Raw genomic sequence first — 26,601 nt, 5'->3', positions numbered from 1 at the left:
GATACGACCGCGTACGGCGTGGATTTGGCCGGGATGCGCCGCGGGCCTCCCACCGGAACCGGCGCCGCCCCGCGCGGCGTCCGCTCACCGGTCCGGGTGGGCCTGGCTCCAGGCGGCGAACGAGCGGTTCCACTCCTCGCCCGACAGTGCCGTCAGGGAAGCCGGGAACAGGCCGTCCTCCTCGCGGCTGATGTGGTGGTGGAGTTCCGTGACCATCCGGTCGAACTCGGCACGCCCCTCGGCCGTTTCCAGATCGAGGGCGGGCAGCCGTGCGCTGTGGTCCCGGTGCTCGCCCACCAGGGCGTCGATGTACTCCACGTATTCGGGGTCCTCTCGCATCACGGCGAACAGACCGTTCTCCTCGCCGCGCCAGTGGGATTCCAGCTCCTGCGCCATGAAGGCGACGAGTTCCCTCGCCCGCGCCGTGCGCCCTTCGGCGAGCGCCCGTCGCGCGTCGCCTGCCGCATCGGTGACGCGTTCGTGTTCGGCGATGAATTCCTTGATGAGGGGGATGTCGCGGCATCCGCAGTAGTGGCACATGAGGCCATTTGTACGGGCTGGTGTCGCGGGCACCCGGGAGACACCGCCCGGGGTGCGGAGGTGTTCCCTGGACCGCCGGGATCGCGGGGAACAGCCGGGGCCACCGGGCGGCCGAGCGGCCGGCCGCCCCCAGCTCCACCCGGGTCGCGGGGTGGCCAGGGTCGCGCCTCGGACCTAGCCGACGGGTCCGCTCCACTCGGCGTGGTCGTGGAGCAGCCCGGGGTGGACCTCCACCTGGAGCTTCGTGGCGGCCTCGGGCGACACGGGGTAGGAGTACTGGGCGGTGGCCCGTTCGCCCGGTGCCAGGGTCCCCCGGAACGGCTTGTAGCCGGCCTTGGCGTACAACAACATGCTGACTTCGTTGCCGGCGGCGTCCTTCACATGAGGCTGGGCGAAGTCGAGGTTGAGCGAGTCGTTGGAGTCGTTGACGATCGTGAGGTCGACGTGGAACGTCCGGTCGCCCTCGTGCAGTCCGGGGGGTACGTAGGTTCCGGTGAGGGTGAACTCGCTGGGCTCGGCGACCGTGACGATCACCCCGTCCACGTACTCGTGGCTCTGACCGAACGTCACGGACGCGGGGTCGAGCAGTTCCGTGCCCAGCGGCTCCTCGTCCCAGGGGGTCTCCGGGTCGTCGGGGAGCTGGGTGACCGAGGAGCTGTCGTAGTCGTCGACCCGGTCCACGGCCGACCGGATCATGGCGCCGGTGACGATCAGGCCCACCACGGCGAGCAGGATGGATGCGCCGCCGAGGATGGTTCCGGCGAGCGCCGAACTCTTGTTGGTGGCAAGGCCCTTGCGGACGTTGCCGAGGCCTGTCAGGCCGAATATGACGGCGAGGATGCCGAGCACCCAGGCGATCCAGAACAGGAAGGGCAGGAAGGCGACGAAGGTGCTGATCGAGCCCAGGACCATGGCCGCCGTGCCGAGGCCGTTTCTGGGCAGGGGCGGCGCCGGCGTCCAGGGCGCCCCCAACTGGCCCATGTGGCCCGGGTGACCGGTAGGACCCGCGTGACCGGCATGGCCCGCGTGAGACGGTTCCGGGGAGCCGGCCGGCGGGCCCCACTGCGGCTGCGACTGCTGTTCCGACTGCGGCGCTGACGGCGGCTGCGGCTGCTGTTCCGGCTGCGGCGGCGGCCCTGACTGCGCCTGCGACTGCGGCTGCCGTTCGGGCTGCGGCTCGGGGGAATCAACGGGCGCTGTCATGCGAAATCCTTCTGCGGTGCGATATGCGCACCACAGTAACAGCGCCCTTTACGTTGCCTTTACCAAGACCCCACCCGGCACGCACCACCCCCGACACCCCCGACGGCCCGCCCTCACCCCAGAGGCGCGACGGGTGCCGGCGACCCCTCGAACGCGGCGGCCCCGGAAGAGACGGCGGAGACGGCGGGGACGCCACCGCTCCCATACACCGCCGAATCCCCCAACTCCTCCTCAATCCGGATCAGTTGGTTGTACTTGGCCGTGCGGTCCGACCTGGACAGCGACCCGGTCTTGATCTGTCCGCACCCCGTGGCGACGGCCAGATCCGCGATGGTCGTGTCCTCGGTTTCGCCGGACCGGTGGGACATGACCACCGCCCACCCGGCCCGCCGCGCGGCCCCCACCGTCCCGAGCGCCTCGGTCAGCGTCCCGATCTGGTTGACCTTGACCAGGACCGCGTTCGCCACGCCGGTACGGATGCCCTCCCGTACCAGCGCCTCGTTGGTGCAGAACACGTCGTCGCCGGTCAGCTGGCACCGGTCGCCGACCCGTGAGGTCAGCTCGCGCCACCCGTCCAGGTCGTCCTCGGCCATGGGGTCCTCGACCGAGACGATCGGGTACGCGTCGATCAACCGGGCCAGGTAGTCGATCTGTTCGGCGGTGGTGCGCCGGACCCCCTCCCCCGCGTACACATACGCACCGTCCCGGTAGAACTCCGACGACGCCGGGTCCATGACGAGGCCGATGTCCGCGCCCGGCCGGTATCCGGACCGCTCGATGGCGGCCATGACGAAGTCGAGCGCTTCCTCGGCCGTACGCAGCGCGGGCGCGAAGCCGCCCTCGTCGCCGACACCCGTGGAGTGGCCGGCGGCCAAGAGGTCGCGGCGGAGCGTGTGGAAGACCTCGGAGCCCATCCGAACGGCCTCCGCGAAGGTCGCCGCCCCCACCGGCGAGATCATGAACTCCTGGAAGTCCAGCGGGTTGTCGGCGTGCGCGCCGCCGTTGACGATGTTCATCATCGGCACCGGAAGGACGCGAGCGTCGGCCCCGCCGAGGTAGCGGTACAGCGGCTGCCGATGCGAGGCGGCGGCGGCCTTCGCCGTGGCGAGGGAGACCCCGAGCAGGGCGTTCGCACCGAGCCGCGCCTTGGCGGGCGTGCCGTCGAGCGCCACGAGCGTGGCGTCGAGACCTGCCTGGTCGTCGGCGTCGCGCCCGGTGACGGCGTCCGCGATCTCGCCCTTCACATGGGCCACGGCGCGGTCGACACCTTTGCCGTGCCAGCGCCGGGCGTCGCCGTCGCGCAGCTCCACGGCTTCGCGAGCTCCGGTGGAGGCACCGGAGGGGACAGCGGCGCGGCCTCGGGATCCGCCGGCGAGGACGACATCGACCTCGACGGTCGGGTTGCCGCGGCTGTCGAGCACGGCGCGTGCGGTGACGCCGCAGATGGCGTTCGCCTCAACTGTCGGTGTGCGCATGGGAGTTCCTTCCCTTTGTCACCTGCCGGACCCTGGCTGCGACGACGCTGGCGCTCGGCCCGACGTCAGTGGACTCTACAGCATGACTGTTCAGTTCTGCTGCACAGCCGCCCTGCACAGTGGGCCTGTTCAGTTGTCCTGTGCAGGGGGCCTGCACAGTGAAGCTGTGCAGTTGGTCTGTGCAGTGGCCCTGTGCAGTGCCGCTGTGCAGCACAACTGCGTACCGGCGTTTCCGGGGTAAAGTGCCCCATGCCCACCCTGGAAGCCGCCACCGTCGCCGCTGAACTGCGTACCGCGATGGGCAAGCTCACCCGACGCGTCAAGCACGAGGACCGGATCCCGCACGGGCAGGTAGCTGTGCTCGGCGTCCTCGACCGCGACGGCGCCATGACCACCAGCGACCTCGCGGCGGATCAGCGGGTACGCCCGCAGTCGATGGCCCGTGCGGTCGGCATCCTCCTCGACCAGGGCCTGGTCACCCGCAGGGCCCACCCGACGGACGGCCGCAAGTCGCTGCTCGAACTGTCCGACGCCGGCCGGGCCGCGCTGGAAGCCGAGCGCGGCCGCAGGGCCGGCTGGCTGACCCTCGCCATCGAGCGTGAACTCTCGCAGGAGGAAAGGGAGTTGCTCGCACGCAGCGTGACCCTGATGGAGCGGCTTGCCGCACGTCAGGGCCTGGTCGGGCAGCCCTGACCCGAGAAGCACTCCGGCCAATGCCGGGGCTCTCCGGGCTCGACGGAGCGCGGGTCGCTCTCACCGGCCCACCGCCGCGCGCCGCCGCCCGCCGGAACCGGCGCCCAGAACCGATCGTCGTACAGGGCATGGCTACCGTTCTCGTTCTTGGCATCGATCCGCATACCGTCCCCGGCCTGGACGGGAACGCTCTGCGCGCCGCCCTGGACGGCGAACTCGACCGCTTCGGCGCCCACGGCATCGACGCGGCCATGACGCTGATCGCGCTGGACGGGACGGCCGAGGCCACAGTGTCCGCCGCCTTGTCCAAGCGGGCCTGGGACGTCGTGGTGATAGGCGGCGGCATCCGCAAGCCCGAGCCCCTGCTCACGCTCTTCGAACTGATCGTCCATTTGGTCCGCCGGTACGCGCCGGGGGCCGCGATCGCGTTCAACAGCAGTGGGGGTGACAGCGTGGAGGCTGCCCTGCGTGCCATGTGCAGACCCTGAGCGCGAACGTGCCCGCCGCCACGGCCCACGGCCGTCCGAGGCGCCCGCCACCTGCCGCGCCCGGCCGTGCGAGAGTGAACGCCATGCTTGCGATTGCAGTGGATACGGAGAAGGGGCGCCGGCACAGCCGGGTCACCGCCGAGGCGCTCGCCGGGCTCGTCCGCCGTATCGGAGGCGAGGACGACAGGTTCCTGGTGGTGCAGCGGATACCCGACCTGCCCGACGTCTTCCTTCAGGTGTGGCATGAGGCAGGGGGCGCGTACACGCTGGAGTACCGGGACGGAGCGGCCGACCGGCACTTCCGGGTCGTCCTCGACGCGGCGGAGCCGGTGATAACGGCCATGACCGGCTGGGCCCGCGCGACACCCGACTGGAATGCCGGCCTGGACTGGGAGCGCCTCGATTTCGAAGTCCCGTCCCCTGTACCCCCGTTGGAGCTGAACGAGGAAGACCGGCGCCTCCTTGAGACCCGGCTGCGCGAGGTGCTCGTGGCGGGTTACGCGACCCGGGCCGAGCTCGCCGAACTGGCCGAGGACTACCTGGTGTCGGGCGACCTCAGGCCCGTATCACGTGAGCAGGCACAGCAGTTGGCCGACCGCATGTGGCTGGAGCGGGTGGCGGAGCAGGCTGGGTGGGACGAGGAGAGCGAGGAGACCGACCCCGAGCGGCTGACGCGCGCGTTCGCCGCTCTGGAGTCGGCCGGCCTCACCGCGCGGGAGCACTTCACCTGTTGCCGCTCGTGCGGCCAGGCGGAGATCGGCGGGGCGGGCTCGCCGGATGCCCGCGGCTTCGTCTACTTCCACTCCCAGTCGACGGAGGCTGCCGCCGCCGGGCACGGTCTGACGCTGATGTACGGGGGGTTCGACGGTTCCGAGGGGACCACCGCGTCCGTCGGCCGGGAGACCGTGGCCGCGCTGGAGCGGTGTGGCCTCGCGGTGGAGTGGGACGGCGACCCCGGACAGGCGATCGAGGTCACCCCGTTGAACTGGCGTAAACGGTTGGTGGGTTGACGCCGCCACCCCCTCCCGTACGCCCACGCGGGCGCCTCGGCGCGTAAACCCTCTCCCCGTACGCCCAAGCGGGCGCACCGGCGCTTAAACCGCGATCCCGCGCCACCCGTACGCCCACGCGGGCGCATCGGCGCGCCAAGTCCGCTCCCACGCGCGGCCGCCCCCGCCGGGACGCTCACGCTGGGACGCCCATGCCGTACCCGCCTGCCCCCCTGCCCCTTTTCCCGTGCCGCCGGCCCCTCACGGGCAGCGTACGACCTGCCCCGCGTACGAGAGGTTGCCTCCGAAGCCGAAGAGCAGGACCGGGTCGCCGGTGCTGATCTCCCCGCGCTCGACCAGTTTGGACAGCGCCATCGGGATGCTCGCCGCCGAGGTGTTCCCCGACTCGACGACATCGCGGGCGACCACCGCGTTGACGGCGCCGATCTTGCGTGCGACGGGTTCGATGATGCGCAGGTTCGCCTGGTGCAGCACGACCGCCGCGAGGTCCTCGGGGGTGAGTCCGGCGCGCTCGCAGACCTGGCGGGCGATGGGCGGCAACTGTGTGGTGGCCCAGCGGTAGACGGACTGGCCCTCCTGCGCGAAGACCGGCGGGCTCCCCTCGATGCGTACCGCGTGCCCCATCTCCGGAACCGAGCCCCACAGCACCGGCCCGATGAGCTGCTCGTCGCTCGCCTCGACGACCGCGGCTCCCGCCCCGTCACCGACCAGGACGCAGGTGCTGCGGTCGGACCAGTCGGTGACGGCTGTCATCTTGTCCGCGCCGATCACCAGGGCGCGCCGCGCGGTGCCGCTGCGTACCAGGCTGTCGGCGGTGGCGAGCGCGTGGGTGAACCCGGCGCACACGACGTTGAGGTCCATCACGGCGGGTGACCCCATGCCGAGCCGGGCGGCGACGCGGGCCGCCGTGTTGGGCGAGCGGTCGATCGCCGTGGAGGTGGCGACCAGGACGAGGTCGATGTCGGCGGGGCTCAGCCCGGCGCTCGCCAGCGCCTTCGCTCCGGCGTGCGCGGCGAGCTCGTCCACCGGTTCGTCGTCGCCCGCGACATGGCGGGTGCGGATGCCGACGCGGCTGCTGATCCATTCGTCGTTGGTGTCGACCAGCTGGGCAAGGTCGTCATTGGTGAGCACCTTGGCGGGCTGATAGTGCCCGACCGCGACAACGCGCGAGCCTCGCATGCCGGTCATGGCGGGTCCCCTCGATACGAGCAGTAAGTGCTGACATCCGGAGCCATCCAGTCTTCGTGGCTACTGATCGGTACAGGGGCGCGGGACCCAACAGGATTCACTGCCGCACCTTTGGAGCCTTGTGTCAGCGTTTCGCCCCTGCGGAGTTGTGTCCGATGTCTTGACCCTCGCGAAAGGCATACTGTAGACAATATTCTGTCGACGAAACGTGGGGTCTGGATCCGCCCGCTCATCCCCCTCGGGACGCCGTCGGCGGCCTTCACCCTCCGACGGCCGTGACACCTCGGACACCCCTCGCCCGCCCATCCCTCTCGGAACACCGTCGAGGGCCGCCACACCTCCGACGGCCCTCCCCCTCCCCTCCCCCCGACCGGTCCCTCCATCGAACGGAGTGCCCCGTGAAAGTCGCAGTTGTCGGCGCCGGTGCCATCGGCGCATATGTCGGGGCCGCGCTCCACCGCGCGGGCGCCGAGGTCCACCTCATCGCCCGCGGGCCACACCTGGCGGCCATGCGCCGCGACGGGGTGCGGGTCATCAGCCCGCGCGGCGACTTCACCGCCAGGCCCGCCGCCACCGACGACCCCCGCGAAGTCGGCCCGGTCGACTACGTCCTGCTGGGCCTGAAGGCCAACTCCTATGCCGGAGCAGGGCCGTTGGTGCATCCGCTGTTGCACTCGAACACCGCGGTCATCGCCGCCCAGAACGGCATCCCCTGGTGGTACTTCCACGGCCTGCCGGGCCCGCACACCGGCCGCCGGATCGAGAGCGTCGACCCGGGTGGCGCCGTCAGCGCGACACTGCCGCCCTCCCGCGCGATCGGCTGCGTCGTGTACGCGGCCACCGAGATCGAATCCCCGGGCGTGGTACGCCACTTGGAGGGCACCCGGTTCTCCATCGGCGAGCCCGACCTCACCATCTCGCGGCGCTGCCTCGACTTCAGCGAGGCCATGCAGGCCGGCGGCCTCAAGTGCCCCGTCGAGCCGGACCTGCGCAACGACATCTGGATCAAACTCCTCGGCAACATCTCCTTCAACCCGATCAGCGCCCTCGCCCGCGCGACCATGGCGCAGATCTGCCGCCACCAGGACACGCGCTCCCTCGTCGAGTCGATGATGCGCGAGACGCTCGCCGTCGCGGGCGCGGTCGGCTGCCACCCGAAAATTTCCGTGGAGCGGCGCATCGCGGGCGCCGAACGCGTGGGTGAGCACAAGACGTCCACGCTCCAGGACCTGGAGAAGGGCAAACCCCTCGAACTCGACGTGCTGCTCGCGGCCGTCGTCGAACTCGCGGGACTCACCCGCACCCCGGTCCCCACCCTGCGCGCCGTGCACGCGCTCGCCGACCTCCTCGCCCAGACGTCCCAGACGTCCGACACCCGGAGCGCCGCATGAAGAAGGACAGGCAGCCCAAGCAGTACCCGCGGCTCACCCACCCTCTGGTCAGGGACGCCAACGGGCAGCTCAAGAAGGCAAGTTGGGACGAGGCGCTGGCGCGGGCCGCGGACGGGTTCCGCCGGACCCGCCAGGAGTACGGTCCCGACGCGTTCGCCATGCTGTCCTGCTCGCGCGCCACCAACGAGATGAACTACGTGGCGCAGAAGTTCAGCCGGGTGGTCATGGGCACCAACAATGTGGACTCCTGCAACCGCACCTGCCACGCCCCGAGTGTGGCCGGCCTGTCGGCGGTCTTCGGCTCCGGCGGCGGCACCTCCTCCTATGAGGAGGTGGAACACACCGACGTCATCCTGATGTGGGGCTCCAACGCCCGTTTCGCCCACCCGATCTTCTTCCACCACGTCCTCAAGGGCATCCGCAACGGCGCCCGCATGTACGCGGTCGACCCGCGCCGCACCTCCACGGCGGAGTGGGCCGAGAGCTGGCTGGGACTCAACGTCGGCACGGACATTCCGCTCGCCCACGCCATCGGCCGGGAGATCATCCACGCCGGCCTGGTCAACCGGGCCTTCGTGGACCGCGCGACCACCGGCTACCAGGCCTACGCGGAGCTCGTCGAACCCTGGACGCTGTCGGCCGCCGAACACGTCACGGGTGTACCGGCGGACGCGATCCGCGAACTCGCCCACGCCTACGCGAGCGCCGAACGCGCCCAACTGTGCTGGACGTTGGGGATCACCGAGCACCACAACGGCACCGACAACGTCCGCGCGCTGATCAATCTGTCGCTGCTCACGGGGCAGGTCGGCCGGTGGGGAGCCGGAGTGCAGCCCCTGCGCGGCCAGAACAACGTGCAGGGCGGCGGCGACATGGGCGCCATCCCCAACAAGCTGCCCGGCTTCCAGGACGTGCTCGACCCGGTGGCCCGTACGAAGTTCGAAGCGATGTGGCAGGCTGCCATTCCGTCCCAGTACGGGATGACACTCACCGAGATGTTCGAGGCAATGGAACACGGCACGTTGAAAGCCGTGTACTGCATCGGCGAGAACCCGGCCCAGTCGGAGGCCGACAGCGAGCAGGCCGCACGCCGCCTCGCCGCCCTCGACCACCTCGTCGTGCAGGACATCTTCCTCACCAAGACCGCGCAGATGGCCGACGTGGTGCTGCCCGCGACCGCCGCCTGGGCCGAGACGGACGGCACGACGACCAACAGCGAACGCCGGGTACAGCGTGTGCGGGCCGCCCTGAAACCGCCGGGCGAGGCACGTGAGGACATCGACATCATCTGCTCGGTCGCCGGCCTCCTCGGCCACGACTGGAAGTTCGCCGATTCCGAGGAGGTCTGGAACGAGCTGAGAGCGCTTTCACCGGACCACTACGGCATGACGTACGACCGCCTGGAGGAGCACCAGGGCCTCCAGTGGCCGTGCCCGTCGGAGCGCGAACTGCCGTCGAGCTTCCTGCACGCCCGGCTGTGGGAAACCGAGCCCTCGTTGCGCGGCCCCGCGGCGGAGTTCGGCCTGGTCCAGCACGATCCGCCGGTCGACCTGACCGACGACGACTATCCGCTGCGCCTGACCACCGGCCGGCGCCTGGACTCCTACAACACCGGTGTCCAGAGCGGCAGTTACGCCTCTCCGCTGCGGCGCGGCGAGTACATCGAGCTGAGCCCGGAGGACGCGGAACGGCTCGGTGTGGCCACGTATGACGAGGTACGCGTCGTGTCGCGGCGCGGAGCGGTGACCGCGCCGGTGTGGGTCGATCCGGCGCTGCGGCCCGGCCTCGCGTTCATGACCATGCACTTTCCCGACGAGGTCGACACCAACCAGCTGACCATCGAGGCGAACTGCCCGATCGCGGGGACCGCCGAGTTCAAGGCGTCGGCGATCCGGGTGGAGAAGCTGTCCGTCACGGCCGTGGGGAGCTGAACGTCCGTGGACCTGCACTTCGCAAACACCGAGCCGACGGACGAGGAACGTGCCGCCGTGGACGCCGTGCTGGGTCCGCCGGCCTCGGCGTGGGAGGGCGCCGTGGGCCGTACGGACGCGGAGCTGCGCTGGGCGCGCGGCGGCAAGGAGGCCCGCGACCGGCGAGACCTGCTGCTTCCTGCGCTGCACGCCGTCAACGACCGGATCGGCTGGCTCAGTGAGAGCGCTCTCGACTACATCTGCCGCCGCCTGACGGTGCCACCGGCGGAGGCATACGGGGTGGCGACCTTCTACTCCCTGTTCTCGGTCAAGCCCCGGCCGGCGACGGTGCTGTACGTGTGCACGGATCTGACGTGCGCGGCGAAGGGCTCGGCGGAACTGTGCGACGCCCTTTCGGACACACCGACGGCGTCATGGGAACGCAGCCCCTGCCTGGGCCTGTGCGAACGTGCCCCGGCAGCGCTGCTCCGCAGAGCCGGCCCCCCGGCTCCGGCCACCCGGGAGGCCACACCCGAGGGCACTCCGTCGCTTCATGAGAGCGCATCCGCGCGGGGGGCGGCGGGGCGGGGCGCGTCTGGCGTGGGCGGTGAGAGCGCTCCCAGGCTCGCGGCCGTGCTCGCTCCCGCGACCCCCGCCACCCTCGCCAGCGCCCTGGCCGAGCCGGACGGCGCCGCCCCGGAGCAGCCAGCGGCGCACGCCGTTCCGCAGGCCGGCCAGGACGGCCTCGTTCTGCTCAGGCGCGTCGGCGTCGTCGACCCGTACGACCTCGACGACTACCGCTCCATGGGTGGCTACACGGCGCTGCGCAGGGCTTTCGCGCTCGGGCCCGCCGGGGTGATCCGGGAGGTGCTCGACGCGGGGCTCGTGGGGCGGGGCGGAGCCGCGTTCCCCACCGGCCGGAAATGGGAGGCGACCGCGCGGCAGCCGGAGCGCGTCCACTACCTCGTGTGCAACGCCGACGAGTCCGAGCCCGGCACCTTCAAGGACCGCGTCCTGATGGAGGGCGACCCCTACGCCGTGGTCGAGGCCATGACCATCGCCGGGTACGCCGTCGGCGCGCACCGCGGCTACATCTACCTGCGGGGCGAATACCCGCGCGCGCACGAGCGACTCGGCCACGCGATCGGCCGGGCCCGTGAGCGAGGCCTGCTCGGGCCGGACGTCCTCGGGCAGGGGTACGCCTTCGACATCGAGATCCGCAGCGGCGCCGGAGCGTACATCTGCGGCGAGGAGACCGCGATCTTCAACTCGATCGAAGGGCAGCGCGGGGAGCCCCGTTCCAAGCCGCCCTTCCCCGTCGAGAGCGGGCTCTTCGGGAAGCCGACCGCCGTCAACAACGTGGAGACGCTGGTCAATGTGGTGCCCATCCTGGAGCGGGGCGGCGAGGCGTACGCGCGGACCGGGACCGCGTCGTCGACCGGGACCAAGCTGTTCTGCGTCTCGGGGAACGTGGCGCGACCCGGCGTGTACGAGCTGCCGTTCGGGGCCTCGCTGCGCGATCTGATAGCGCTCTCAGGGCCCCCGGAGCGCCTACGGGCCGTCCTGCTCGGTGGCGCCGCGGGCGGCTTCGTACGCCCCGACGAGCTGGACATTCCGCTCACCTTCGAGGGGACCCGTGAGGCCGGCACGACACTCGGTTCCGGGGTGGTCCTGGTCCTGGACGACACCGTCGAGCTGCCCAGGGTCCTGCTGCGGATCGCGGAGTTCTTCCGCGACGAGTCGTGCGGCCAGTGCGTGCCCTGCCGGGTCGGCACCGTACGGCAGGAGGAGGCGCTGCACCGGATCAAGGACCGGACCGGTGCGGCAGCGGCCGGTGACATCGCCCTGCTGCGGGACGTCGGGCGCACCATGCGGGACGCTTCGATCTGCGGCCTCGGCCAGACCGCCTGGAACGCCGTCGAATCCGCCATCGACCGTCTCGGCGCCTTCGAGTGAGCCCCTCCGAAAGCACCTCGGAGAACACCCGTCGCACCACGGAAAACACCCGTCGCGCCACGGGGAACAGCCAGGGCACCACGGGGAACAGCCCGCCCATCCCAGAGGACGACCCCTTGGGCGCGGCACGCACTCGTACCGCCAGCCACCAGTCATCAACCACCAGTATGCGAACAGGAGTCTTCGAGTGACCGCGATTCCGCTTCAACCCCCGCGCCGCATCGTGGAGTTGACGATCGACGACGAGTCGGTACGGGTGCCGGAGGGTGACACCGTCCTCGACGCGTGCCGTGGCGCCGGCAAGGACATTCCTACCCTCTGCCAGGGCGACACCCTCACCCCCAAGAACGCCTGCCGGGTGTGTGTGGTGGAGGTCGAGGGGGCCCGGACACTGGCACCCGCCTGCTCGCGCAGGGTCGAGCCCGGGATGTCGGTCCGTACCGACACCGAGCGGGCCCGTAACAGCCGCAAGGTGGTGCTCGAACTGCTCGCCTCGTCCGTCGACCTCTCCACGACACCGCGCGCCGGAGAATGGCTCGCCGAGTACGGGGCCGAGCCCGGCAGGTTCGGCCCGTCGGCGGCGCGGGTCGACGAGCAGCCGAAGATCGACAACGACCTGTATGTGCGCGACTACGACAAGTGCATCCTGTGCTACAAGTGCGTCGACGCCTGCGGCGAGCAGTGGCAGAACACGTTCGCGATCGCGGTGACCGGGCGCGGTTTCGACGCCCGGATCTCCACCGAGCACGACGCGCCGCTGACCGATTCGGCCTGTGTGTACTGCGGTAACTGCATCGAGGTGTGCCCGACGGGAGCGCTCTCATTCAAGTCCGAGTTCGACCTGCGGGCGGCCGGCACCTGGGACGAGGCGGGACAGTCACAGACGACGACGGTATGCGCGTACTGCGGCGTCGGCTGCAACCTCACCCTCCATGTGCAGGACAATGAGATCGTCAAGGTCACCTCACCGCACGACAACCCGGTGACCCACGGCAACCTGTGCATCAAGGGGCGCTTCGGGTTCCAGCACGTGCAGACACGAGACTGACCAGCGACCGAGCAACCAAGCGACCGACCGATCAAGCGATCAAGCGATCAAGCAACTGAGCAACTGAGCGACTGAGGGATTGAAGACATGGGACGGGTCACCGAACGCCGCCGCGTCATCCGCATCCGGGACGGGGCGGTCTCGACCCGCCCGGACACCCTGGTCGCCGAGGAGCCTCTGGAGATCCGGCTGAACGGAAAGCCCCTCGCGATCACGATGCGCACTCCGGGGGACGACTTCGCGCTCGCGGCCGGGTTCCTGGTCAGCGAGGGGGTACTCGGCGCCGCGTCCGAGCTCCAGTCGATCGTGTACTGCGCGGGCGCGACCGCCGACGGGCACAACACCTACAACGTGGTCGACGTGCGGCTCGCGCCCGGCGTCGAGGTGCCCGACATCACGCTCGAACGCAATGTGTACACGACGTCCTCGTGCGGTCTGTGCGGCAAGGCCAGCCTCGACGCCGTCCGTACGCAGGCCCGCTTCCCCATCCATGACACTCCCCCGGTCCGGGTCGAGCCCGAACTGCTCGCGAGCCTCCCCGACCGGCTGCGCGCGGCGCAGCGGGTCTTCGACCGGACCGGGGGTCTGCACGCGGCGGCCCTCTTCTCGCCTGCGGGCGAACTCCTCGACATACGTGAGGATGTGGGCCGTCACAACGCGGTCGACAAACTCGTTGGACGCGCTCTCCAGGACGACCGGCTGCCGCTGTCCCAGTGCGTCCTGCTGGTGTCGGGGCGGGCATCGTTCGAGCTCGCACAGAAGGCGGTCATGGCGGGCATTCCGCTCCTCGCGGCGGTCTCCGCCCCGTCCTCGCTCGCCGTCGACCTGGCCGCCGAGTCCGGTCTCACTCTGGTGGGATTCCTGCGCGGCAGCTCCATGAACGTGTACGCGGGGGATGAGCGCATCGCCCTGCGCTCGCAGGTCTGACTCCGCGGCGTCCGAGCGGCCCGGCCGGCGGGGAGCGCCCCCTGCGCCGGCCGGGCCTTCCACAGCACACCGCGCGGCTGCGCGTTCGGCGTTCACCGTGCCCAGGATCGCCCCACGGCGTTCAACCCACCCTGGTCGTACGGGGGTCAACTCGCCCTGCTCGTAGGGCACTTGACGGCGTGCCGCGCTCGCCCCGAGGAACGCATCTGCGTAACTGACGGAGCCTCAGCGGGCCCTTCTGCGGGCCTCGGCCGGAGCCGGGATCATCTGGAGGGCGAGCGTGGGCGAGGGGTCCGCGACGCCCGGGCCGCCCTGTTCGGCCCATGCCACGATGTCGTCGGTGGCGTAGTCGTCGAGGACCCAACCGACCCAGGCCGCGCGTGCCCCGCGCTGACGGGCGCGGCCCGAGGGCTGGACCACGATGACGTTGGCCTGGCCGCAGGGTCCGAGGCAGTCGGTTGTCCGGACGGCGATCCGGCCGCCGGACCGGGCGGCCGCCGTCCGCAGCCGGTCGAGCTGGCGCGCGTGGTCGGTGCCGGGCGTCTTACGGGCGTCACCGCAGCAGCAGCCGCGGCAGACCACCAGGGTGCAGGGACGTGAAATGGCCGCGGATATCGTGAACTTGGGCATGTAATCAGCCGAACCGGAGAGCCGCGGCGGTGACGACCGTACCGAGGCGGGGGAAGTTGAGAGCGATGGCGGCACGGTGTTCGTCCTCGGTCAGCGCGGCCATGGCGTCCTCCACGAAGAGGAGCTCGTAGCCGTGGTCCGCGGCCGGGCGGGCCGTCGACTCGACACCGAGGTTGGTGGCGATTCCGCCGAAAACGAGGGTGTCGATACCGCGCTCGCGGAGCAGCTCGTGCAGTCCGGTCTGGTGGAAGGCGCCGATGGTGCGCTTCACGACGACCAGGTCTCCGTCGGCAGCGAGGCCCGCGACGATGTCGCTGCCGGGCGGCTGGGCGGGCACGCCGGGGCGTTCGACCCGTACGAGCACGACGGTCGCACCGGCCGCACGGAAGGAATGGGCCAACTCCCATGCCGTGCCGACAACTTGATCACCGGAGCGCGGGGCGAGCGGAAGCGCCGTGATGCGGTCCATCAGATCCACGAGGACGAGTGCGGTGCGCGCGGGGTCGAGGGTGGCGGGCTCGCCTTCGAGTGCGGTCATGGCGGCACCGTACCGGCCCCGATGATCTAGCCCGGACGCCGGGGACCTGTTCCGGCCATGAGAGCGCGCGGGGGCGGCTTGGTCACGCCTCGTGCAGACGGGTCAAAAGTGCCAGGAGACGACGCGCTTCGGCGGGGGCGAGAGGGGCGAGGAGCCGGTCGTTGGCCTCTTGGGCGGCGTTCGTGCAGCGCCGGAGGGGGTTCTGTCCGGCCGGGGTGATGGTGACGGCGTTCTTGTGCCGGTCCCGCGGGGCGGGCGTGCGGACGGTGAGGCCGTCGGCCCGGAGGTCGTTGAGGATGCCGACCAGGTCCTTGGGGTCGATCGCCGGCGCAGGTCCAAGGTCGGCCTGCGCGACCGGGCCGAGTTCGGACACGGCAGCCTGCGCAAGGTCCGCGAAGAGGGCGAACCGGTGGCCCTCGGCGGGGAGGTCGCGGGTTCGATGAACGCGCCGCGTCGTCGGCGCCGTGAGCTCCCCCGACACGGTCAGCCTCGTACGGGAGTTGGGGGCGGACGAGGTGAGGTTGGAGGGCGCCCTGATCTGCCCCCGGCCGGAGCAAGGAAGAAAGAGGCGGCGGCGGTCCGCGTCCGCGCTCGCGGCCCTTCGTCAGCCGGCGGCCCGTACCGCGGCATCGTGTTCCGCGGTATCGCGTTCCGCGGCATCGCGTTCCGCGGCCCCTGGGGCGGGAGTGGAGGCCGGGCGCCGTTCGTGGGGCGGCAGCGGGTCGCGGGCACGGCGCCTGGCGATGACGGCGCACACCATCAGTTGCATCTGGTGGAACAGCATCAGCGGCAGCACCGCGAGCGAGGCCTGGGCGCCGAACAGCACGCTGGCCATGGGGAGCCCGGCGGCCAGGCTCTTCTTGGACCCGGCGAACTGGATCGCGATCCGGTCGCCCCGGTCGAAGCCGAGCCGCTTGGCTCCGTACCAGGTCGCCGTGAGCATGACCGTCAGGAGTACCGCCTCGACGACGAGCAGCGCGGCGAGCCTGCCCACGCCGACCTGGTGCCAGATGCCACGGGCCATGCCCTCGCTGAACGCGCTGTAGACCACGAGCAGGATCGAGCCGCGATCGACGTACCCGAGGACCTTCTTGTTCCTGACGAGGAACCCGCCGACCCAGCGCCGCAGGAACTGCCCGGCCAGGAACGGCACCAGGAGTTGCAGGACGATCTCGACCAGGGAGTCCGCTGAGAGCGCTCCCCCGCTGCTGCCGAGGAGCCCCGCCGCAAGCAGCGGGGTGAGCACGATTCCGGCGATGCTGGAGAAGGAGCCCGCGCAGATCGCGGCCGGCACATTGCCCCGGGCGATGGAAGTGAACGCGATCGACGACTGGATCGTCGAGGGCACCAGGCAGAGGAAGAGCAGGCCGTTGTAGAGGTCCGGCGTCAAGACGGTCGGGACCAGTCCCTTCGCCGCCAGGCCCAGCAGCGGAAACGCCACGAACGTGCAGGCGAGCACGGTGACATGGAGTCGCCAGTGGCGCAGCCCGTCCAGCGCCTCGCGGGTCGAGAGCCGGGCGCCGTACAGGAAGAAGAGGAGCGCGACGGCTCCGGTCGAGGCGCCGCTCGCGACACCGGCGGCGGAGCCGGTCGCGGGGAGCAGGGCCGCGAGTCCCACCGTGCCGAGCAGCGCCAGTATGTAGGGGTCGACCGGCAGCCAGGACGGCAGCTTCGGAGTGCGGCGGCTCATGTGCTCCACTTACGTGTTCGGGGCTTACATCGTCGGGCGGTACGGGAGTGTGGCGCGGCGCGGGGCCGCGTGGTCGCTACGCGAGGACTACCTGCTCAGCACGCGAGGCCGCAGGCTACGCCCACGCCCACGCCCATGGGCCACGGCCACGGGTCACATCACACCGGGGCCCAGCGCTCAGGGCCCCGAGGCCCAGGGCCCCGAGGCCCAGGACTCCGCGCCAAGGGACCCCGCGTTGGAGAAAACCAGTGCTCGGTGCTCGCTACCCAGTAGTCGGCCGCGATTGTGCCCTCTCAATGCTCCTCCTCCATTGCCTGATCGGGAATCCCGTACACCACTCTCACTGTCATCACGTTTCGCGATGAGCGGGGCTACGGTGGACGTCATGTACGACGCGAACCAGCTGCGGACGTTCCTGGCCGTCGCGCAGACGCTGAACTTCACGCAGGCCGCGCGGCGCCTGGGCCTGCGCCAGTCGACGGTGAGCCAGCATGTGCGACGTCTGGAGGACGCGGCGGGGCGGCAGCTGTTCAGCCGGGACACCCACCGGGTGCGGCTGACGGAGGACGGCGAGGCGATGCTCGGCTTCGCCCGCACGATCCTGGCCGCTCACGAGCGGGCCGCCACCTACTTCACCGGGACACGGCTACGCGGCCGGCTGCGCTTCGGCGCATCCGAGGACTTCGTCCTGACGCGCCTGCCGGAGATCCTCCAGGCTTTCCGCCGCGACCATCCGGAGGTCGACCTGGAGCTGACGGTCGAGCTGTCCGGGACTCTTCACCGGCGCCTCGAAGCGGGCCGGCTCGACCTGGTGCTCGCCAAGCGGCGGCCCGGCGACAGTCACGGCGAACTCGTGTGGACGGACGAGCTGTGCTGGATCGGCGCGCCCGACCTGCGGCTCGACGCCGAACGTCCCATTCCATTGATCCTGTTCCCGCCGCCCGGCATCACGCGGGCCCGTGCCCTTGAAGTCCTGGAGGACCACGGGCGGTCCTGGCGCATCGCTTGTACGAGCGGGAGCCTGAGCGGCCTGGTCGCGGCGGCCCGCGCAGGGCTCGGCGTGATGGCCCACACCAAGGGCCTGATCCCGCCCGGTCTCGCCCCGCTCCCGGCGCGCAGCGGGCTGCCGGACCTGGGCGGGGTGGATTTCGTGCTGCTCCACAACCGGCGGGGCTCGGCGGCGCAGGAGGCGGCGGGCGCCCTGGCCTCGGCGATCCTGGCCGGCGGCGACCGGCTGCACCGGGGACATCGCACTGGCTGAACACCGACGGTCCCTCCCGCCCGGCGTGCCGGGCGGACACCCGGTCGCGTCCCCTGGGTATCCGGCCGCGCCCGCCTGCCTACGCTGCGCACATCGCCCGGCGGCAACGGAGCGTGGCCCCGGGAAAACGGCGCGCAACCGTGGGGCGAGGGTGACCGGAGCGTACAGATTCCGTGGAGATTGCCTTCCGCAGAACCTACCTTTGAGTCAACTGAGTGCCCGAGCGGTCCGCATGTGGGCCTGTTTCGGCCGCTGACCTGTGAAGACGCCGTACGTCTCGACGTGCAGGAGACCCCTGTCACGGGAACTGTCCGTGGGGTACGGTCACCGCGCTGTGCGGAGCGCCACCGGGAGTGGCCACCCCGGAGGGAGGCAGGTCATTGCGCGAGTTCACGGTCCCACCCATGGCGGCGGCGCCTCAGGTCGGCGGCCTTGCGGACGCGGTCTTCGACCATGCCCTCGATGATCCTCACCGCATCGCGCTATGCCGCAAGGACGATTCGGGCCAGTGGCATGACGTGACGGCCGCCGCGTTCAGGGACGAGGTGTTCGCGCTCGCCAAAGGGCTGATCGCGGACGGCGTCCGGTTCGGCGACCGGGTCGCCATCATGGCGCGCACCCGATACGAGTGGACGCTCTTCGATTTCGCGCTGTGGAGCATCGGCGCGCAGTCGGTGCCGATCTACCCCACGTCCTCCGCCGAGCAGGTCTTCTGGATGCTGCACGACTCGGAGGCGACGGCGTGCGTCGTGGAGCACGAGGACCACTCGATGACGATCGGCTCGGTCGTCGACCGGCTCCCCCACCTCAAGCGGCTGTGGCAGCTGGACACGGGAGCGCTCTCAGGCCTTCTCAGAGCGGGTGAGTCCATCGACGACGAGGTCGTCGAGCGGCACCGCAGGGCGGTAACACCCGAGTCGGTGGCGACCGTCATCTACACGTCGGGCACCACGGGCCGCCCCAAGGGCTGTGTCATCACCCACGCCAACTTCATGTTCGAGACGGACATGCTGATCTCGCGCTGGGAGCCCGTCTTCCACTCCCGGCCCGGCGACGAGGCGTCCACCCTGCTGTTCCTGCCGCTGGCCCATGTCTTCGGGCGGATGGTGGAGGTCGCGGCGATCCGGGGGCGGGTGAAATTGGGCCACCAGCCGGCCCTCGCCGCCTCCGCCCTGCTGCCCGACCTCCAGTCGTTCCGGCCGACGTTCATCCTCGCCGTGCCCTACATCTTCGAGAAGGTGTTCAACGCGGCCCGCCGCAGAGCCGAGGCCGACGGCAAGACGGGTCCATTCGACAAATCCGTCGACATCGCGGTCAAGTACGCGGAGGCCGTGGAGCAGAAGGCCTTCGGTGTCGGTCCCGGCCCGTCGGCCGCGCTCCGGATGCAGCACCAGTTCTTCGAGAAGACGGTGTACGGCAAGGTCCGCGAGGCGATGGGCGGCCGGGTGCGTCACGCCATGTCGGGAGGCTCCAGCATGGGCCGCCGGCTCGGCCTGTTCTTCGAGGGCGCCGGCGTCACGGTGTACGAGGGGTACGGCCTGACCGAGTCGACTGCCGCCGCGACCGCCAACCCCCCGGAACGTACCCGCTACGGCACGGTCGGCCAGCCCGTCCCGGGCACCACGGTGCACATCGCCGACGACGGTGAGGTGTGGATCCACGGCGGCCAGGTCTTCTCCGGCTACCTCAACGAGCCGAAGGCCACCGAGGCGGTGCTGAGGGACGGCTGGCTCTCGACGGGTGACATCGGGGCGCTCGACGAGGACGGCTACCTCACCATCACCGGGCGCAAGAAGGAGATCCTGGTGACCTCGGGCGGCAAGAGCGTCTCGCCGGTCGCCCTGGAGGAACGGGTCCGGGCCCATCCCCTGGTCGCCCAGTGCATCGTGGTCGGCGACAACCGCCCCTACATCGCGGCGCTGGTCACCCTCGACCAGGAGGGTGTGGATCACTGGCTCGCCATGCGCGGCAAAGCCCCTCTCACCCCTTCGGAGTTGGTACGCGACCCCGACCTGGAAACCGAGGTGCGCCGAGCGGTGGTCGCCGCCAACACCCTGGTCTCCCAGGCGGAATCGATCCGCACCTTCCGCATACTGGCCCACCAGTTCACCGAGGAGCACGGACTCCTGACCCCGTCGCTGAAACTCAAGCGCCGGGCGATCGAGAAGGCGTACGAGAACGAGGTGGACGCGCTCTATCGGTGAGAGCGCTTTCAGCACTTTCGGCGCGTCAGGCGCTTTCGGCGCCCTCGGCGCGTCAGGCACTCCCGGGGCTCCCGGGGCTCCTAGCAACCTCGGCGGGAGGCGGAACGGATCAAGGTGATCGCACGAGCCATGGTCGTCGGGTCCCTTCGAGTTCGGCGGTTGACGGCCCCGGGGCCCGCGTCACGGCGGAAGTCGTCCCACGTGGTGTTGAACCAGGTCTCCAACTCGCTTATGGGCTTGTCCTCCACGACTTCCTGGAGCCACGCCGGGCGTTCCTGGGATGCGTCAGGGGCGCTGCTGCGCGATGGCCGGGCGGGCATTCTTGCCCCCTTAAGGGAGGATTGAGGGAAGTTTCCCTCAACCCCCGTACTGGGCAACGATTTTGGTGAAGGCGTACTGTGACTGGCCGACCCCGCTGCACGACTCGCCCGCGTCTCCACCGGAGGAACACTGCCGGTCGCGGTTGACCGCCCAGAAGGTGAAGCGCGCCAGGTGATGCTGTCGGGCGTAGCCGAGGATGGTCTGGAAGTCGCCCGTGGTGACGGTCTCGTCGGACTCGTCGGTCTTTCCGTTCATGGAGGAGACGCCGATGTGCCGGTAGGCGGCGTCGTCGCTGTAGCCATAGGCGCTCTTCACCGCCGCCTTCAACCCTTCGAGAGCGCTCACAGTCACCGAGCCCATGGAGCCGCTGTGGCTGCCGAGGTCGAACGGCATGATCGTCCAGCCGTCGTTGGCGAGCCCGGCGGCAGCCCCCTTCTTTATGAGGTCCTTGCCGTTGGCATCGGGGCCGGCAGAGGTGGTGCCCATCGTCACGTAGGTCACGAGCCCGGGATTGTCGGCCTTGACGATCTTCAGCGCGCTCACCACCCGCTGCCGCACGGTGGCGTTGGAGAACTCGGTGTCCTCGATGTCGATGTCGAGCGCCTTCAGGTGGTAGGCGCTGATCACTTTCTGATACGCGCCGACGAGCGCGGAGACGCTGGAGCACTTCTCACCCAGCTTGTTCCCGCTCCACCCGCCGACCGACACGACCACGTCGCCGCCAGCACCGCGGATCGACTTGATCGCGCTCTCATCGGAGCCGCCGGTCAGGGGGCGCGAGCCGTCCCACTTCGGGTTGCACCCGCCGTCCGAGAGAACGAAGGCCAGGGTGAACCACTTGACGCCCGTTGCCGCCATCACGTCGGTGGGCTTCTGGGGATTGCCCCAGCCGAGGTACTCGTATGGAGCAGCGGCCATCGACCCGGAGGCGGCGGAGACAGAGGAGGCGGACGAGCCGGCCGTTTCGGGTGAGCGGGTGGCGTTGGCCGCGTTGGCCGCGTTGGCCTGAGGGATGGAAACAATGGCGGGCAGCAGCAGACAGCCGAGGCCGGTGAGGGAGGCGGCGAGACGGCGAGGGGATACGGCAGCGTGCACGGGGGTGTCCTTCCGTGGGGGGCGTGGGGGGAAGCGGGGTGTGGGTGAAGTGGAGGGCGGTGGGTGCGGGAAGGGAGGCCAGCTATGGGACGGCGGTGACTCGGTACGGCGGTGACCCGGTGGGATGGGGCGGTGATTCGGTGGGGCGGTGATTCGGTGGGGGTTAGGAAACTTTCCTAACCCCTCGGTGTCGCAGTGCCTGGCACGCTCGCTGTCAATGAGCCCGACGCACCCAACTCGCTGTGGCAGCAGGCAAGTTGAGAGCCCGAGGGGAGGGGAGTCCAGAGCGGATGAGCGCCTCGACACACGCCGAGCCGCCACATGGATAACCGACCCCCGCTATTCACATAGGTGACCGTCGTTCAGTCATCTGCCACCCGCCATAGAGTTGCGCCTTGTCGTGGCGCGGTCAATGGTCCGGACCGAAGGAATCGCAACCGGATCGGCCCGCCTCCCTACGCCTCGTCCGCGCACGTCCTCGGGAGGCCGGCCGAAGACCGTGCGGGACCTGTGCTGGACCCCGGTTGAACCGCAGGTCAGGTGTGATCCATAAGGCTCGATGGGAATGCGTCGTCCCCGTCGTTCGTTGACGATGGGAGTACCAACCGACGACGCAAAGGATCGACCGCTCGTGAGCAAGGTCCCCTCCATCACCCTCAACAACGGCGTCGAGATGCCGCAGCTCGGTTTCGGTGTCTGGCAGGTGCCGGACGACGAGGCCGCGAAGGCGGTCGCGACGGCGATCGATTCCGGGTACCGAAGCATCGACACCGCCGCGATCTACGAGAACGAACGCGGCACCGGCAAGGCCGTCGCCGCCTCGGGGATCGCCCGTGAAGACCTCTTCATCACGACGAAGCTGTGGAACTCCGAGCAGGGCTACGACTCGACCCTGCGGGCCTTCGACGCCTCGCTCGACAAGCTCGGCCTCGACTACGTCGACCTGTACCTGATCCACTGGCCCATGCCGGCCAAGGACGCGTACGTCGACACGTACAAGGCCTTCGAGAAGATCCAGGCGGACGGGCGCGCCAGGGCGATCGGCGTGTCCAACTTCCAGCCGGTGCACCTGGAGCGACTGCTGGGCGAGACCTCGGTGGTCCCGGCCGTCAACCAGATCGAGCTGCACCCGCAGCTCGCCCAGGCCGAGTCGCGCGCGCTGCACGCCAAGCACTCCATCGCGACCGAGGCGTGGTCGCCGCTCGGCCAGGGCCGAGGGCTGCTCGAAGTGCCGACCGTGGTCGCGATCGCCCACAAGTACGGCCGCACCCCCGCACAGGTGGTGCTTCGCTGGCACCTGCAGATCGGCAACGTCGTGATCCCGAAGTCGGTGACGCCGTCGCGGATCAAGGAGAACATCGACGTCTTCGGTTTCGAGCTCGACGCGGACGACCTGGCCGCGCTCGCCGCTCTGGACGAGGGCAAGCGCCTGGGACCGAACCCGGCCGAGTTCAACCTGGGCGCCTGATCAGACGCGTCTTGATCATGCTGGAGTCTTGATCACCGAATAACGAAGGGGTGCCGCCAACTCAGGTTGGCGTCACCCCTTTTGTCGGTTTCAGGGCCTGGTTGGTCAGCTACCAATCAAGAATGTTCATTTAAGTGCGCCGATCAGGCAAAGCGTTCGACATCAAGAGACAAATACTCTTGTCCTGCGCATGACCTTCCCGATGGGATCGCGAAGACCGCCCCGCGCGGCTTCACCCCACTCAGGGAGCATTCATGCGCATAGCCCGCCCCCGGACTCGTACCGCAGCAGCGTCAGTCGGGGCCACCGCCCTTGCCGCTGCCGCGTTGATAGCCACCCCGCTGTCCGGGTCCGCCACCGCCGCACCTGCCGCCCCGCAGGTAAAGCCCGTTCCGGCGATCGCCGGACACCAGCTCGCCCACTCGACCAGCGGCCCGCTCACCAGCGAGCAGTGCCAGGCCAAGTGGAAGATCGCCTGCTACGGACCGCTGCAGTACCGCCAGGCGTACAACCTGAACCCGCTCTACAAGGCGGGCATCACGGGCAAGGGCCGCACGATCGTGATCGTGGACTCGTTCGGTTCGCCGACGATCCAGCACGACCTGGATGTGTACAGCAAGCAGTACGGCATCCCCAGCAGCAAGGTCGACGTCGTCAAGTGGGGCAACGTTCCCAAGTGGGACCCGAAGAACAAGGACATGACCGGCTGGGCCGGTGAGTCCACGCTCGACGTCGAGATGGCTCATGCCGTCGCCCCCGGCGCAAAGATCGTCCTGGTGGAGACCGCGGTCGCCGAGACCGAGGGTGTCACCGGCCTGCCGGAGATGATGGACGCCGAGAAGCACCTCATCGACCACGGCGTCGGCGATGTCATCACGCAGAGCTTCGGCGCCACGGAGAACACGTTCCCCGGCTTCGACAAGGGCGACTTCTCCAGCATCCAGAAGCTGCGGTACGCGTTCAAGGACGCGGCCGCGCACGGGGTCACGGTCCTCGCCTCCTCCGGTGACGGCGGCGCCACCGACAACACGGCGGACGGCTCGGGCTACTACAAGGAGCGCGTCAACTCCTGGCCCTCCTCGGACCCGCTGGTCACGTCGATCGGCGGCACCCAGCTGCACCTCGACGACAAGGGCAACCGCCTCAGCCCTGAGAGCGTTTACAACGACAACGGTTCGGGCGGCGGCGGTCAGTCGCACGTCTTCCAGCGGCCCTCGTTCCAGAACGGTGTGCGGGGCGCCGTCGGCAACCGCCGCGGCACCCCCGACATCTCGATGGCGGCCGCGGTCAACGGCGGCGCCTGGGTGTACTCCAGCTACGACCCGACGGCTGTCGGCTGGGACGTCTCGGGCGGTACGAGTGAGGCGAGCCCGCTGTTCTCGGGCATCGTCGCCCTCGCCGACCAGGCGGCCGGACACCGTCTCGGCAACATCAACGACGCGCTGTACTCGCTCTACAAGCACGAGGGGTACAAGCCGGGCTCCGGCCTCGTGGACGTCAAGGACGGCACGAACAACAGCTACGCCGGTGTCACCGGCTACACCGCGGTGAAGGGCTACGACATGGCGACCGGTGTCGGCACCATCGACGCGGCCCACTTCGTGACCGCGCTGGCCCGCGAGAGCCGCCACCACTGACGCGCTCCGCGCCCCCGCGCAAAGGCATCAGGCGCCGCCGTCCGCTCTTCGCGGGCGGCGGCGCCGTCGTCATCCCGAGGACTCGGTGACGACGCACCTCAACCGCTCCCCCGCGCACCTCCCCCGCACACCTCGGCCGCTCACCTCTGGAAGGCCAACGATTTCGGTGCCCACGAATGGCTTGTGGAACGGCACTTGGACGCGCCGGGCCGGGTCACCCTCGTCAATTACATCAGCGGTCTGCTTCTGGAGGTCGCCGACGGTTCGGACGCGGACGGCGTGAACGTACGGCAGTGGGAGGACACCGATTCGCCCGGCCAGTGGTGGCAGTTGGAGCCTGTCGTGTGAGTGCCGGGCGCGGCGCCGAGCTGGGACGGCCGTAGTTCAGGCCTGCGGCAGGTCCCGCAGCGCTCGCGGGTACCGCAGCTCCGGAGGCTATTCCGCGCCGTGCTTGGGAGCGATCTCTTCCACTCGGTGGGCGAGTTGGAAGTCCAGCTCCGTGAGGGCGCCGCCGGCGTCGTGGGTGTTCACCGACAGGGCGACCGTGTTGTAGCCGAGGGTCAGGTCGCTGTGGTGGTTCAGCTCCTCCTGGATCTGGGCTACATGGACGACCATGGCGGTCGCGGCGAAGTGCCCGGGGAGGCGGTAGCTGCGGGAGATCCGGTCGTGGTCGTCCGAGAGCGACCAGCCCGGCAGCTCGCGCAGCCGGTCTTCGACGTCCTTCTGTGACAGCGGCTCAAGGGGCATGTCCGGGTACTCCTTACGGGGTGGTGACATGACGGGGTGGGGCCGTGACGGGAAGGCTCCACGTCCGTAGCGTCTCCCTTATGCGTGTACTTGTCACGGGAGGCGCGGGCTTCATCGGCTCGCACATTGTCACAGCGCTCGCCGCGCACGGCCATGAGCCGTTCGTCCTTGACCGGGCGATCCGGCCACAGGACGACGTTCGCGACCCCGAGATCGTCGCCGGGGCGTTGCGCGGGATGGACGCGGTGTGCCACCAGGCGGCGATGGTCGGGCTCGGCACCGGTTTCGGCGACGCTCCGGAGTACGTCGGCAACAACGACCTCGGCACCGCGGTGCTGCTGACCGCGATGGCCGAGGCCGGCGTCGGGGAACTGGTGCTCGCCGGGTCGATGGTGGTCTACGGCGAAGGGCGCTACGAGTGCGCCGAGCACGGGGTCGTACGCCCCGGGCCGCGGCCGGACGAGTGGTTGGAGGCCGGGCGTTTCGAGCCCCAATGCCCGTACTGCGAAGCAGAGTTGAGCCCCGGCCTGGTCGCGGAGGACGCGCCGGTCGATCCGCGCAATGTGTATGCCACGACGAAGCTGGCACAGGAGCACTTGGCCGCCGCCTGGGCGCGGGCGACCGGGGGGCGAGCCGTGTCGCTGCGGTACCACAACGTGTACGGCCCCGGCATGCCGCGGGACACGCCGTACGCGGGGGTGGCCTCGTTCTTCCGGTCGTCGCTGGCCCGCGGCGAGGCGCCCCGGGTTTTCGAGGACGGCCGGCAGCGTCGGGACTTCGTCCATGTACGCGATGTGGCCGGGGCGAACGTGGTGGCGCTGGAAGCGCTCTCAGGCCGAGCGCCGGGCGGGCTCACCGCGTACAACACGGGCAGCGGGACCCCGCACACCGTGGGCGAGATGGCGTGTGCGCTGGCCTCGGCCCATGGCGGCCCCGAGCCGGTGGTGACGGGTGAGTACCGGCTCGGCGACGTACGGCACATCACCGCGGACTCGGCGCGGCTGCGGACCGAGCTGGGCTGGAAGCCGGCTGTCGGCTTCGAGGAGGGGATGGCGGAGTTCGCCGCCGCGGAGGCGTAGGGACGACGGGCTACCTACGGCCGGGCAACCTGGGGCAGGGTTACCTGAAGCTGGGTTACCTGAAGCTGGGAGGCGCCCGGCGTTCTCGACCGCGCCGGGGCC

The 26,601-nt window shown here is 70.1% G+C and carries 24 protein-coding genes and 1 pseudogene; 14 read left to right on the top strand and 11 right to left on the bottom strand.

Annotation, left to right across the window (positions count from 1 at the left end; genetic code table 11):
• Positions 1 to 84 precede the first annotated feature (84 nt).
• From AB0D31_RS21235 to eno, 3 genes are all read right to left on the bottom strand, one after another.
• Positions 85 to 540, bottom strand: a complete 456-nt coding sequence (locus AB0D31_RS21235; protein ID WP_362725248.1) for a hemerythrin domain-containing protein — start codon at positions 538 to 540, stop codon at positions 85 to 87.
• A 174-nt stretch (positions 541 to 714) separates the two neighbouring features.
• The gene (locus AB0D31_RS21230) at positions 715 to 1,521 is read right to left on the bottom strand and encodes a DUF4190 domain-containing protein (protein WP_362725245.1); all 807 of its coding nucleotides are present in this window, start codon (positions 1,519 to 1,521) and stop codon (positions 715 to 717) included.
• A 335-nt stretch (positions 1,522 to 1,856) separates the two neighbouring features.
• Positions 1,857 to 3,218, bottom strand: a complete 1,362-nt coding sequence (gene eno, locus AB0D31_RS21225) for a phosphopyruvate hydratase (protein ID WP_362725242.1) — start codon at positions 3,216 to 3,218, stop codon at positions 1,857 to 1,859.
• 249 nt (positions 3,219 to 3,467) lie between these two features.
• Here eno and AB0D31_RS21220 point away from each other — a divergent pair, with 249 nt between their 5' ends.
• From AB0D31_RS21220 to AB0D31_RS21210, 3 genes are all read left to right on the top strand, one after another.
• Positions 3,468 to 3,911, top strand: coding sequence for a MarR family transcriptional regulator (locus AB0D31_RS21220; RefSeq protein ID WP_362725239.1), 444 nt, complete (start codon positions 3,468 to 3,470; stop codon positions 3,909 to 3,911).
• A 128-nt stretch (positions 3,912 to 4,039) separates the two neighbouring features.
• Positions 4,040 to 4,399: a hypothetical protein gene (locus tag AB0D31_RS21215; protein ID WP_362725236.1), complete on the top strand. Its 360-nt coding sequence runs from the start codon at positions 4,040 to 4,042 to the stop codon at positions 4,397 to 4,399.
• Positions 4,400 to 4,482: 83 nt separating this feature from the next.
• Complete coding sequence (locus AB0D31_RS21210) at positions 4,483 to 5,409, top strand: hypothetical protein (protein WP_362725233.1); 927 nt, start codon at positions 4,483 to 4,485, stop codon at positions 5,407 to 5,409.
• 240 nt (positions 5,410 to 5,649) lie between these two features.
• Here the strand turns inward: AB0D31_RS21210 and AB0D31_RS21205 are convergent, their stop codons facing one another.
• Positions 5,650 to 6,588, bottom strand: coding sequence for a beta-ketoacyl-ACP synthase III (locus AB0D31_RS21205; RefSeq protein WP_362725336.1), 939 nt, complete (start codon positions 6,586 to 6,588; stop codon positions 5,650 to 5,652).
• 284 nt (positions 6,589 to 6,872) lie between these two features.
• On the opposite strand from AB0D31_RS21205, the gene AB0D31_RS21200 reads away from it, so the two are divergent.
• From AB0D31_RS21200 to fdhD, 5 genes are all read left to right on the top strand, one after another.
• Entirely contained in the window at positions 6,873 to 7,988 is a 1,116-nt protein-coding gene (locus AB0D31_RS21200) for a 2-dehydropantoate 2-reductase (RefSeq protein WP_362725230.1), read from the top strand.
• A complete protein-coding gene (locus tag AB0D31_RS21195) occupies positions 7,985 to 9,919 on the top strand; it encodes a molybdopterin-dependent oxidoreductase (protein ID WP_362725228.1) in 1,935 nt (644 codons plus the stop codon). The genes AB0D31_RS21200 and AB0D31_RS21195 overlap by 4 nt, the downstream gene beginning before the upstream one ends.
• 6 nt (positions 9,920 to 9,925) lie before the next feature.
• Complete coding sequence (locus AB0D31_RS21190; RefSeq protein ID WP_362725226.1) at positions 9,926 to 11,854, top strand: NADH-ubiquinone oxidoreductase-F iron-sulfur binding region domain-containing protein; 1,929 nt, start codon at positions 9,926 to 9,928, stop codon at positions 11,852 to 11,854.
• Positions 11,855 to 12,041: 187 nt separating this feature from the next.
• Positions 12,042 to 12,902 carry a 2Fe-2S iron-sulfur cluster-binding protein gene (locus AB0D31_RS21185; protein ID WP_362725223.1) on the top strand — a complete coding sequence of 287 codons (861 nt, stop codon included), beginning with the start codon at positions 12,042 to 12,044 and terminating at the stop codon, positions 12,900 to 12,902.
• Positions 12,903 to 12,989: 87 nt separating this feature from the next.
• A complete protein-coding gene (gene fdhD / locus AB0D31_RS21180; RefSeq protein WP_362725221.1) occupies positions 12,990 to 13,829 on the top strand; it encodes a formate dehydrogenase accessory sulfurtransferase FdhD in 840 nt (279 codons plus the stop codon).
• Between the two features lie 225 nt (positions 13,830 to 14,054).
• Here the strand turns inward: fdhD and AB0D31_RS21175 are convergent, their stop codons facing one another.
• The 4 genes from AB0D31_RS21175 to AB0D31_RS21160 form a co-directional block, all read right to left on the bottom strand.
• Entirely contained in the window at positions 14,055 to 14,459 is a 405-nt protein-coding gene (locus AB0D31_RS21175) for a (2Fe-2S) ferredoxin domain-containing protein (protein WP_362725218.1), read from the bottom strand.
• 4 nt (positions 14,460 to 14,463) lie between these two features.
• A complete protein-coding gene (locus tag AB0D31_RS21170) occupies positions 14,464 to 14,997 on the bottom strand; it encodes an isochorismatase family protein (protein ID WP_362725216.1) in 534 nt (177 codons plus the stop codon).
• Positions 14,998 to 15,079: 82 nt separating this feature from the next.
• On the bottom strand, positions 15,080 to 15,478 hold the full coding sequence (locus tag AB0D31_RS21165; RefSeq protein ID WP_362725213.1) for a MarR family winged helix-turn-helix transcriptional regulator: 399 nt from the start codon (positions 15,476 to 15,478) through the stop codon (positions 15,080 to 15,082).
• 123 nt (positions 15,479 to 15,601) lie between these two features.
• Entirely contained in the window at positions 15,602 to 16,687 is a 1,086-nt protein-coding gene (locus AB0D31_RS21160) for a bile acid:sodium symporter family protein (protein WP_362725210.1), read from the bottom strand.
• A 385-nt stretch (positions 16,688 to 17,072) separates the two neighbouring features.
• Between AB0D31_RS21160 and AB0D31_RS21155 the strand changes: the two genes are divergently transcribed.
• A complete protein-coding gene (locus AB0D31_RS21155; protein WP_362725208.1) occupies positions 17,073 to 17,948 on the top strand; it encodes a LysR substrate-binding domain-containing protein in 876 nt (291 codons plus the stop codon).
• 404 nt (positions 17,949 to 18,352) lie between these two features.
• A complete protein-coding gene (locus tag AB0D31_RS21150) occupies positions 18,353 to 20,152 on the top strand; it encodes an AMP-dependent synthetase/ligase (RefSeq protein ID WP_362725205.1) in 1,800 nt (599 codons plus the stop codon).
• An 80-nt stretch (positions 20,153 to 20,232) separates the two neighbouring features.
• Here the strand turns inward: AB0D31_RS21150 and AB0D31_RS21145 are convergent, their stop codons facing one another.
• Entirely contained in the window at positions 20,233 to 20,472 is a 240-nt protein-coding gene (locus tag AB0D31_RS21145) for a hypothetical protein (RefSeq protein ID WP_362725202.1), read from the bottom strand.
• Positions 20,473 to 20,509: 37 nt separating this feature from the next.
• Positions 20,510 to 21,568 carry a chitinase gene (locus AB0D31_RS21140; RefSeq protein ID WP_362725199.1) on the bottom strand — a complete coding sequence of 353 codons (1,059 nt, stop codon included), beginning with the start codon at positions 21,566 to 21,568 and terminating at the stop codon, positions 20,510 to 20,512.
• Between the two features lie 631 nt (positions 21,569 to 22,199).
• On the opposite strand from AB0D31_RS21140, the gene AB0D31_RS21135 reads away from it, so the two are divergent.
• The 3 genes and pseudogenes from AB0D31_RS21135 to AB0D31_RS21125 all read left to right on the top strand — a co-directional run.
• Positions 22,200 to 23,036, top strand: a complete 837-nt coding sequence (locus AB0D31_RS21135) for an aldo/keto reductase (protein ID WP_362725197.1) — start codon at positions 22,200 to 22,202, stop codon at positions 23,034 to 23,036.
• 254 nt (positions 23,037 to 23,290) lie between these two features.
• Positions 23,291 to 24,673 carry a S53 family peptidase gene (locus AB0D31_RS21130; RefSeq protein WP_362725195.1) on the top strand — a complete coding sequence of 461 codons (1,383 nt, stop codon included), beginning with the start codon at positions 23,291 to 23,293 and terminating at the stop codon, positions 24,671 to 24,673.
• A 147-nt stretch (positions 24,674 to 24,820) separates the two neighbouring features.
• A pseudogene (locus AB0D31_RS21125) lies at positions 24,821 to 25,021 on the top strand (RICIN domain-containing protein); the annotation flags it as partial.
• Positions 25,022 to 25,108: 87 nt separating this feature from the next.
• Here the strand turns inward: AB0D31_RS21125 and AB0D31_RS21120 are convergent.
• Positions 25,109 to 25,420, bottom strand: a complete 312-nt coding sequence (locus AB0D31_RS21120) for a 4a-hydroxytetrahydrobiopterin dehydratase (RefSeq protein ID WP_362725192.1) — start codon at positions 25,418 to 25,420, stop codon at positions 25,109 to 25,111.
• Between the two features lie 80 nt (positions 25,421 to 25,500).
• Between AB0D31_RS21120 and AB0D31_RS21115 the strand changes: the two genes are divergently transcribed.
• Entirely contained in the window at positions 25,501 to 26,499 is a 999-nt protein-coding gene (locus AB0D31_RS21115) for an NAD-dependent epimerase/dehydratase family protein (protein WP_362725189.1), read from the top strand.
• The last annotated feature ends 102 nt before the right edge of the window (positions 26,500 to 26,601 follow it).

Source organism: Streptomyces sp. NPDC048361 (assembly GCF_040651795.1).
In the GTDB taxonomy this organism is placed as follows: Bacteria; Actinomycetota; Actinomycetes; order Streptomycetales; family Streptomycetaceae; genus Streptomyces.
This window is presented reverse-complemented; position numbering and strand designations above follow the sequence as displayed.

Coding starts and splice junctions, on each gene's coding strand:
- AB0D31_RS21210 (WP_362725233.1), top strand. CDS start 4,483: ATGCTTGCGATTGCAGTGGATACGGAGAAGGGGCGCCGGCACAGCCGG.
- eno (WP_362725242.1), bottom strand. CDS start 3,218: ATGCGCACACCGACAGTTGAGGCGAACGCCATCTGCGGCGTCACCGCA.
- AB0D31_RS21150 (WP_362725205.1), top strand. CDS start 18,353: ATGGCGGCGGCGCCTCAGGTCGGCGGCCTTGCGGACGCGGTCTTCGAC.
- AB0D31_RS21230 (WP_362725245.1), bottom strand. CDS start 1,521: ATGGGCCAGTTGGGGGCGCCCTGGACGCCGGCGCCGCCCCTGCCCAGA.
- AB0D31_RS21195 (WP_362725228.1), top strand. CDS start 7,985: ATGAAGAAGGACAGGCAGCCCAAGCAGTACCCGCGGCTCACCCACCCT.
- AB0D31_RS21120 (WP_362725192.1), bottom strand. CDS start 25,420: ATGCCCCTTGAGCCGCTGTCACAGAAGGACGTCGAAGACCGGCTGCGC.
- AB0D31_RS21235 (WP_362725248.1), bottom strand. CDS start 540: ATGTGCCACTACTGCGGATGCCGCGACATCCCCCTCATCAAGGAATTC.
- AB0D31_RS21175 (WP_362725218.1), bottom strand. CDS start 14,459: ATGCCCAAGTTCACGATATCCGCGGCCATTTCACGTCCCTGCACCCTG.
- fdhD (WP_362725221.1), top strand. CDS start 12,990: ATGGGACGGGTCACCGAACGCCGCCGCGTCATCCGCATCCGGGACGGG.
- AB0D31_RS21160 (WP_362725210.1), bottom strand. CDS start 16,687: ATGAGCCGCCGCACTCCGAAGCTGCCGTCCTGGCTGCCGGTCGACCCC.
- AB0D31_RS21205 (WP_362725336.1), bottom strand. CDS start 6,588: ATGCGAGGCTCGCGCGTTGTCGCGGTCGGGCACTATCAGCCCGCCAAG.
- AB0D31_RS21170 (WP_362725216.1), bottom strand. CDS start 14,997: ATGACCGCACTCGAAGGCGAGCCCGCCACCCTCGACCCCGCGCGCACC.
- AB0D31_RS21115 (WP_362725189.1), top strand. CDS start 25,501: ATGCGTGTACTTGTCACGGGAGGCGCGGGCTTCATCGGCTCGCACATT.
- AB0D31_RS21215 (WP_362725236.1), top strand. CDS start 4,040: ATGGCTACCGTTCTCGTTCTTGGCATCGATCCGCATACCGTCCCCGGC.
- AB0D31_RS21220 (WP_362725239.1), top strand. CDS start 3,468: ATGCCCACCCTGGAAGCCGCCACCGTCGCCGCTGAACTGCGTACCGCG.
- AB0D31_RS21145 (WP_362725202.1), bottom strand. CDS start 20,472: ATGCCCGCCCGGCCATCGCGCAGCAGCGCCCCTGACGCATCCCAGGAA.
- AB0D31_RS21130 (WP_362725195.1), top strand. CDS start 23,291: ATGCGCATAGCCCGCCCCCGGACTCGTACCGCAGCAGCGTCAGTCGGG.
- AB0D31_RS21155 (WP_362725208.1), top strand. CDS start 17,073: ATGTACGACGCGAACCAGCTGCGGACGTTCCTGGCCGTCGCGCAGACG.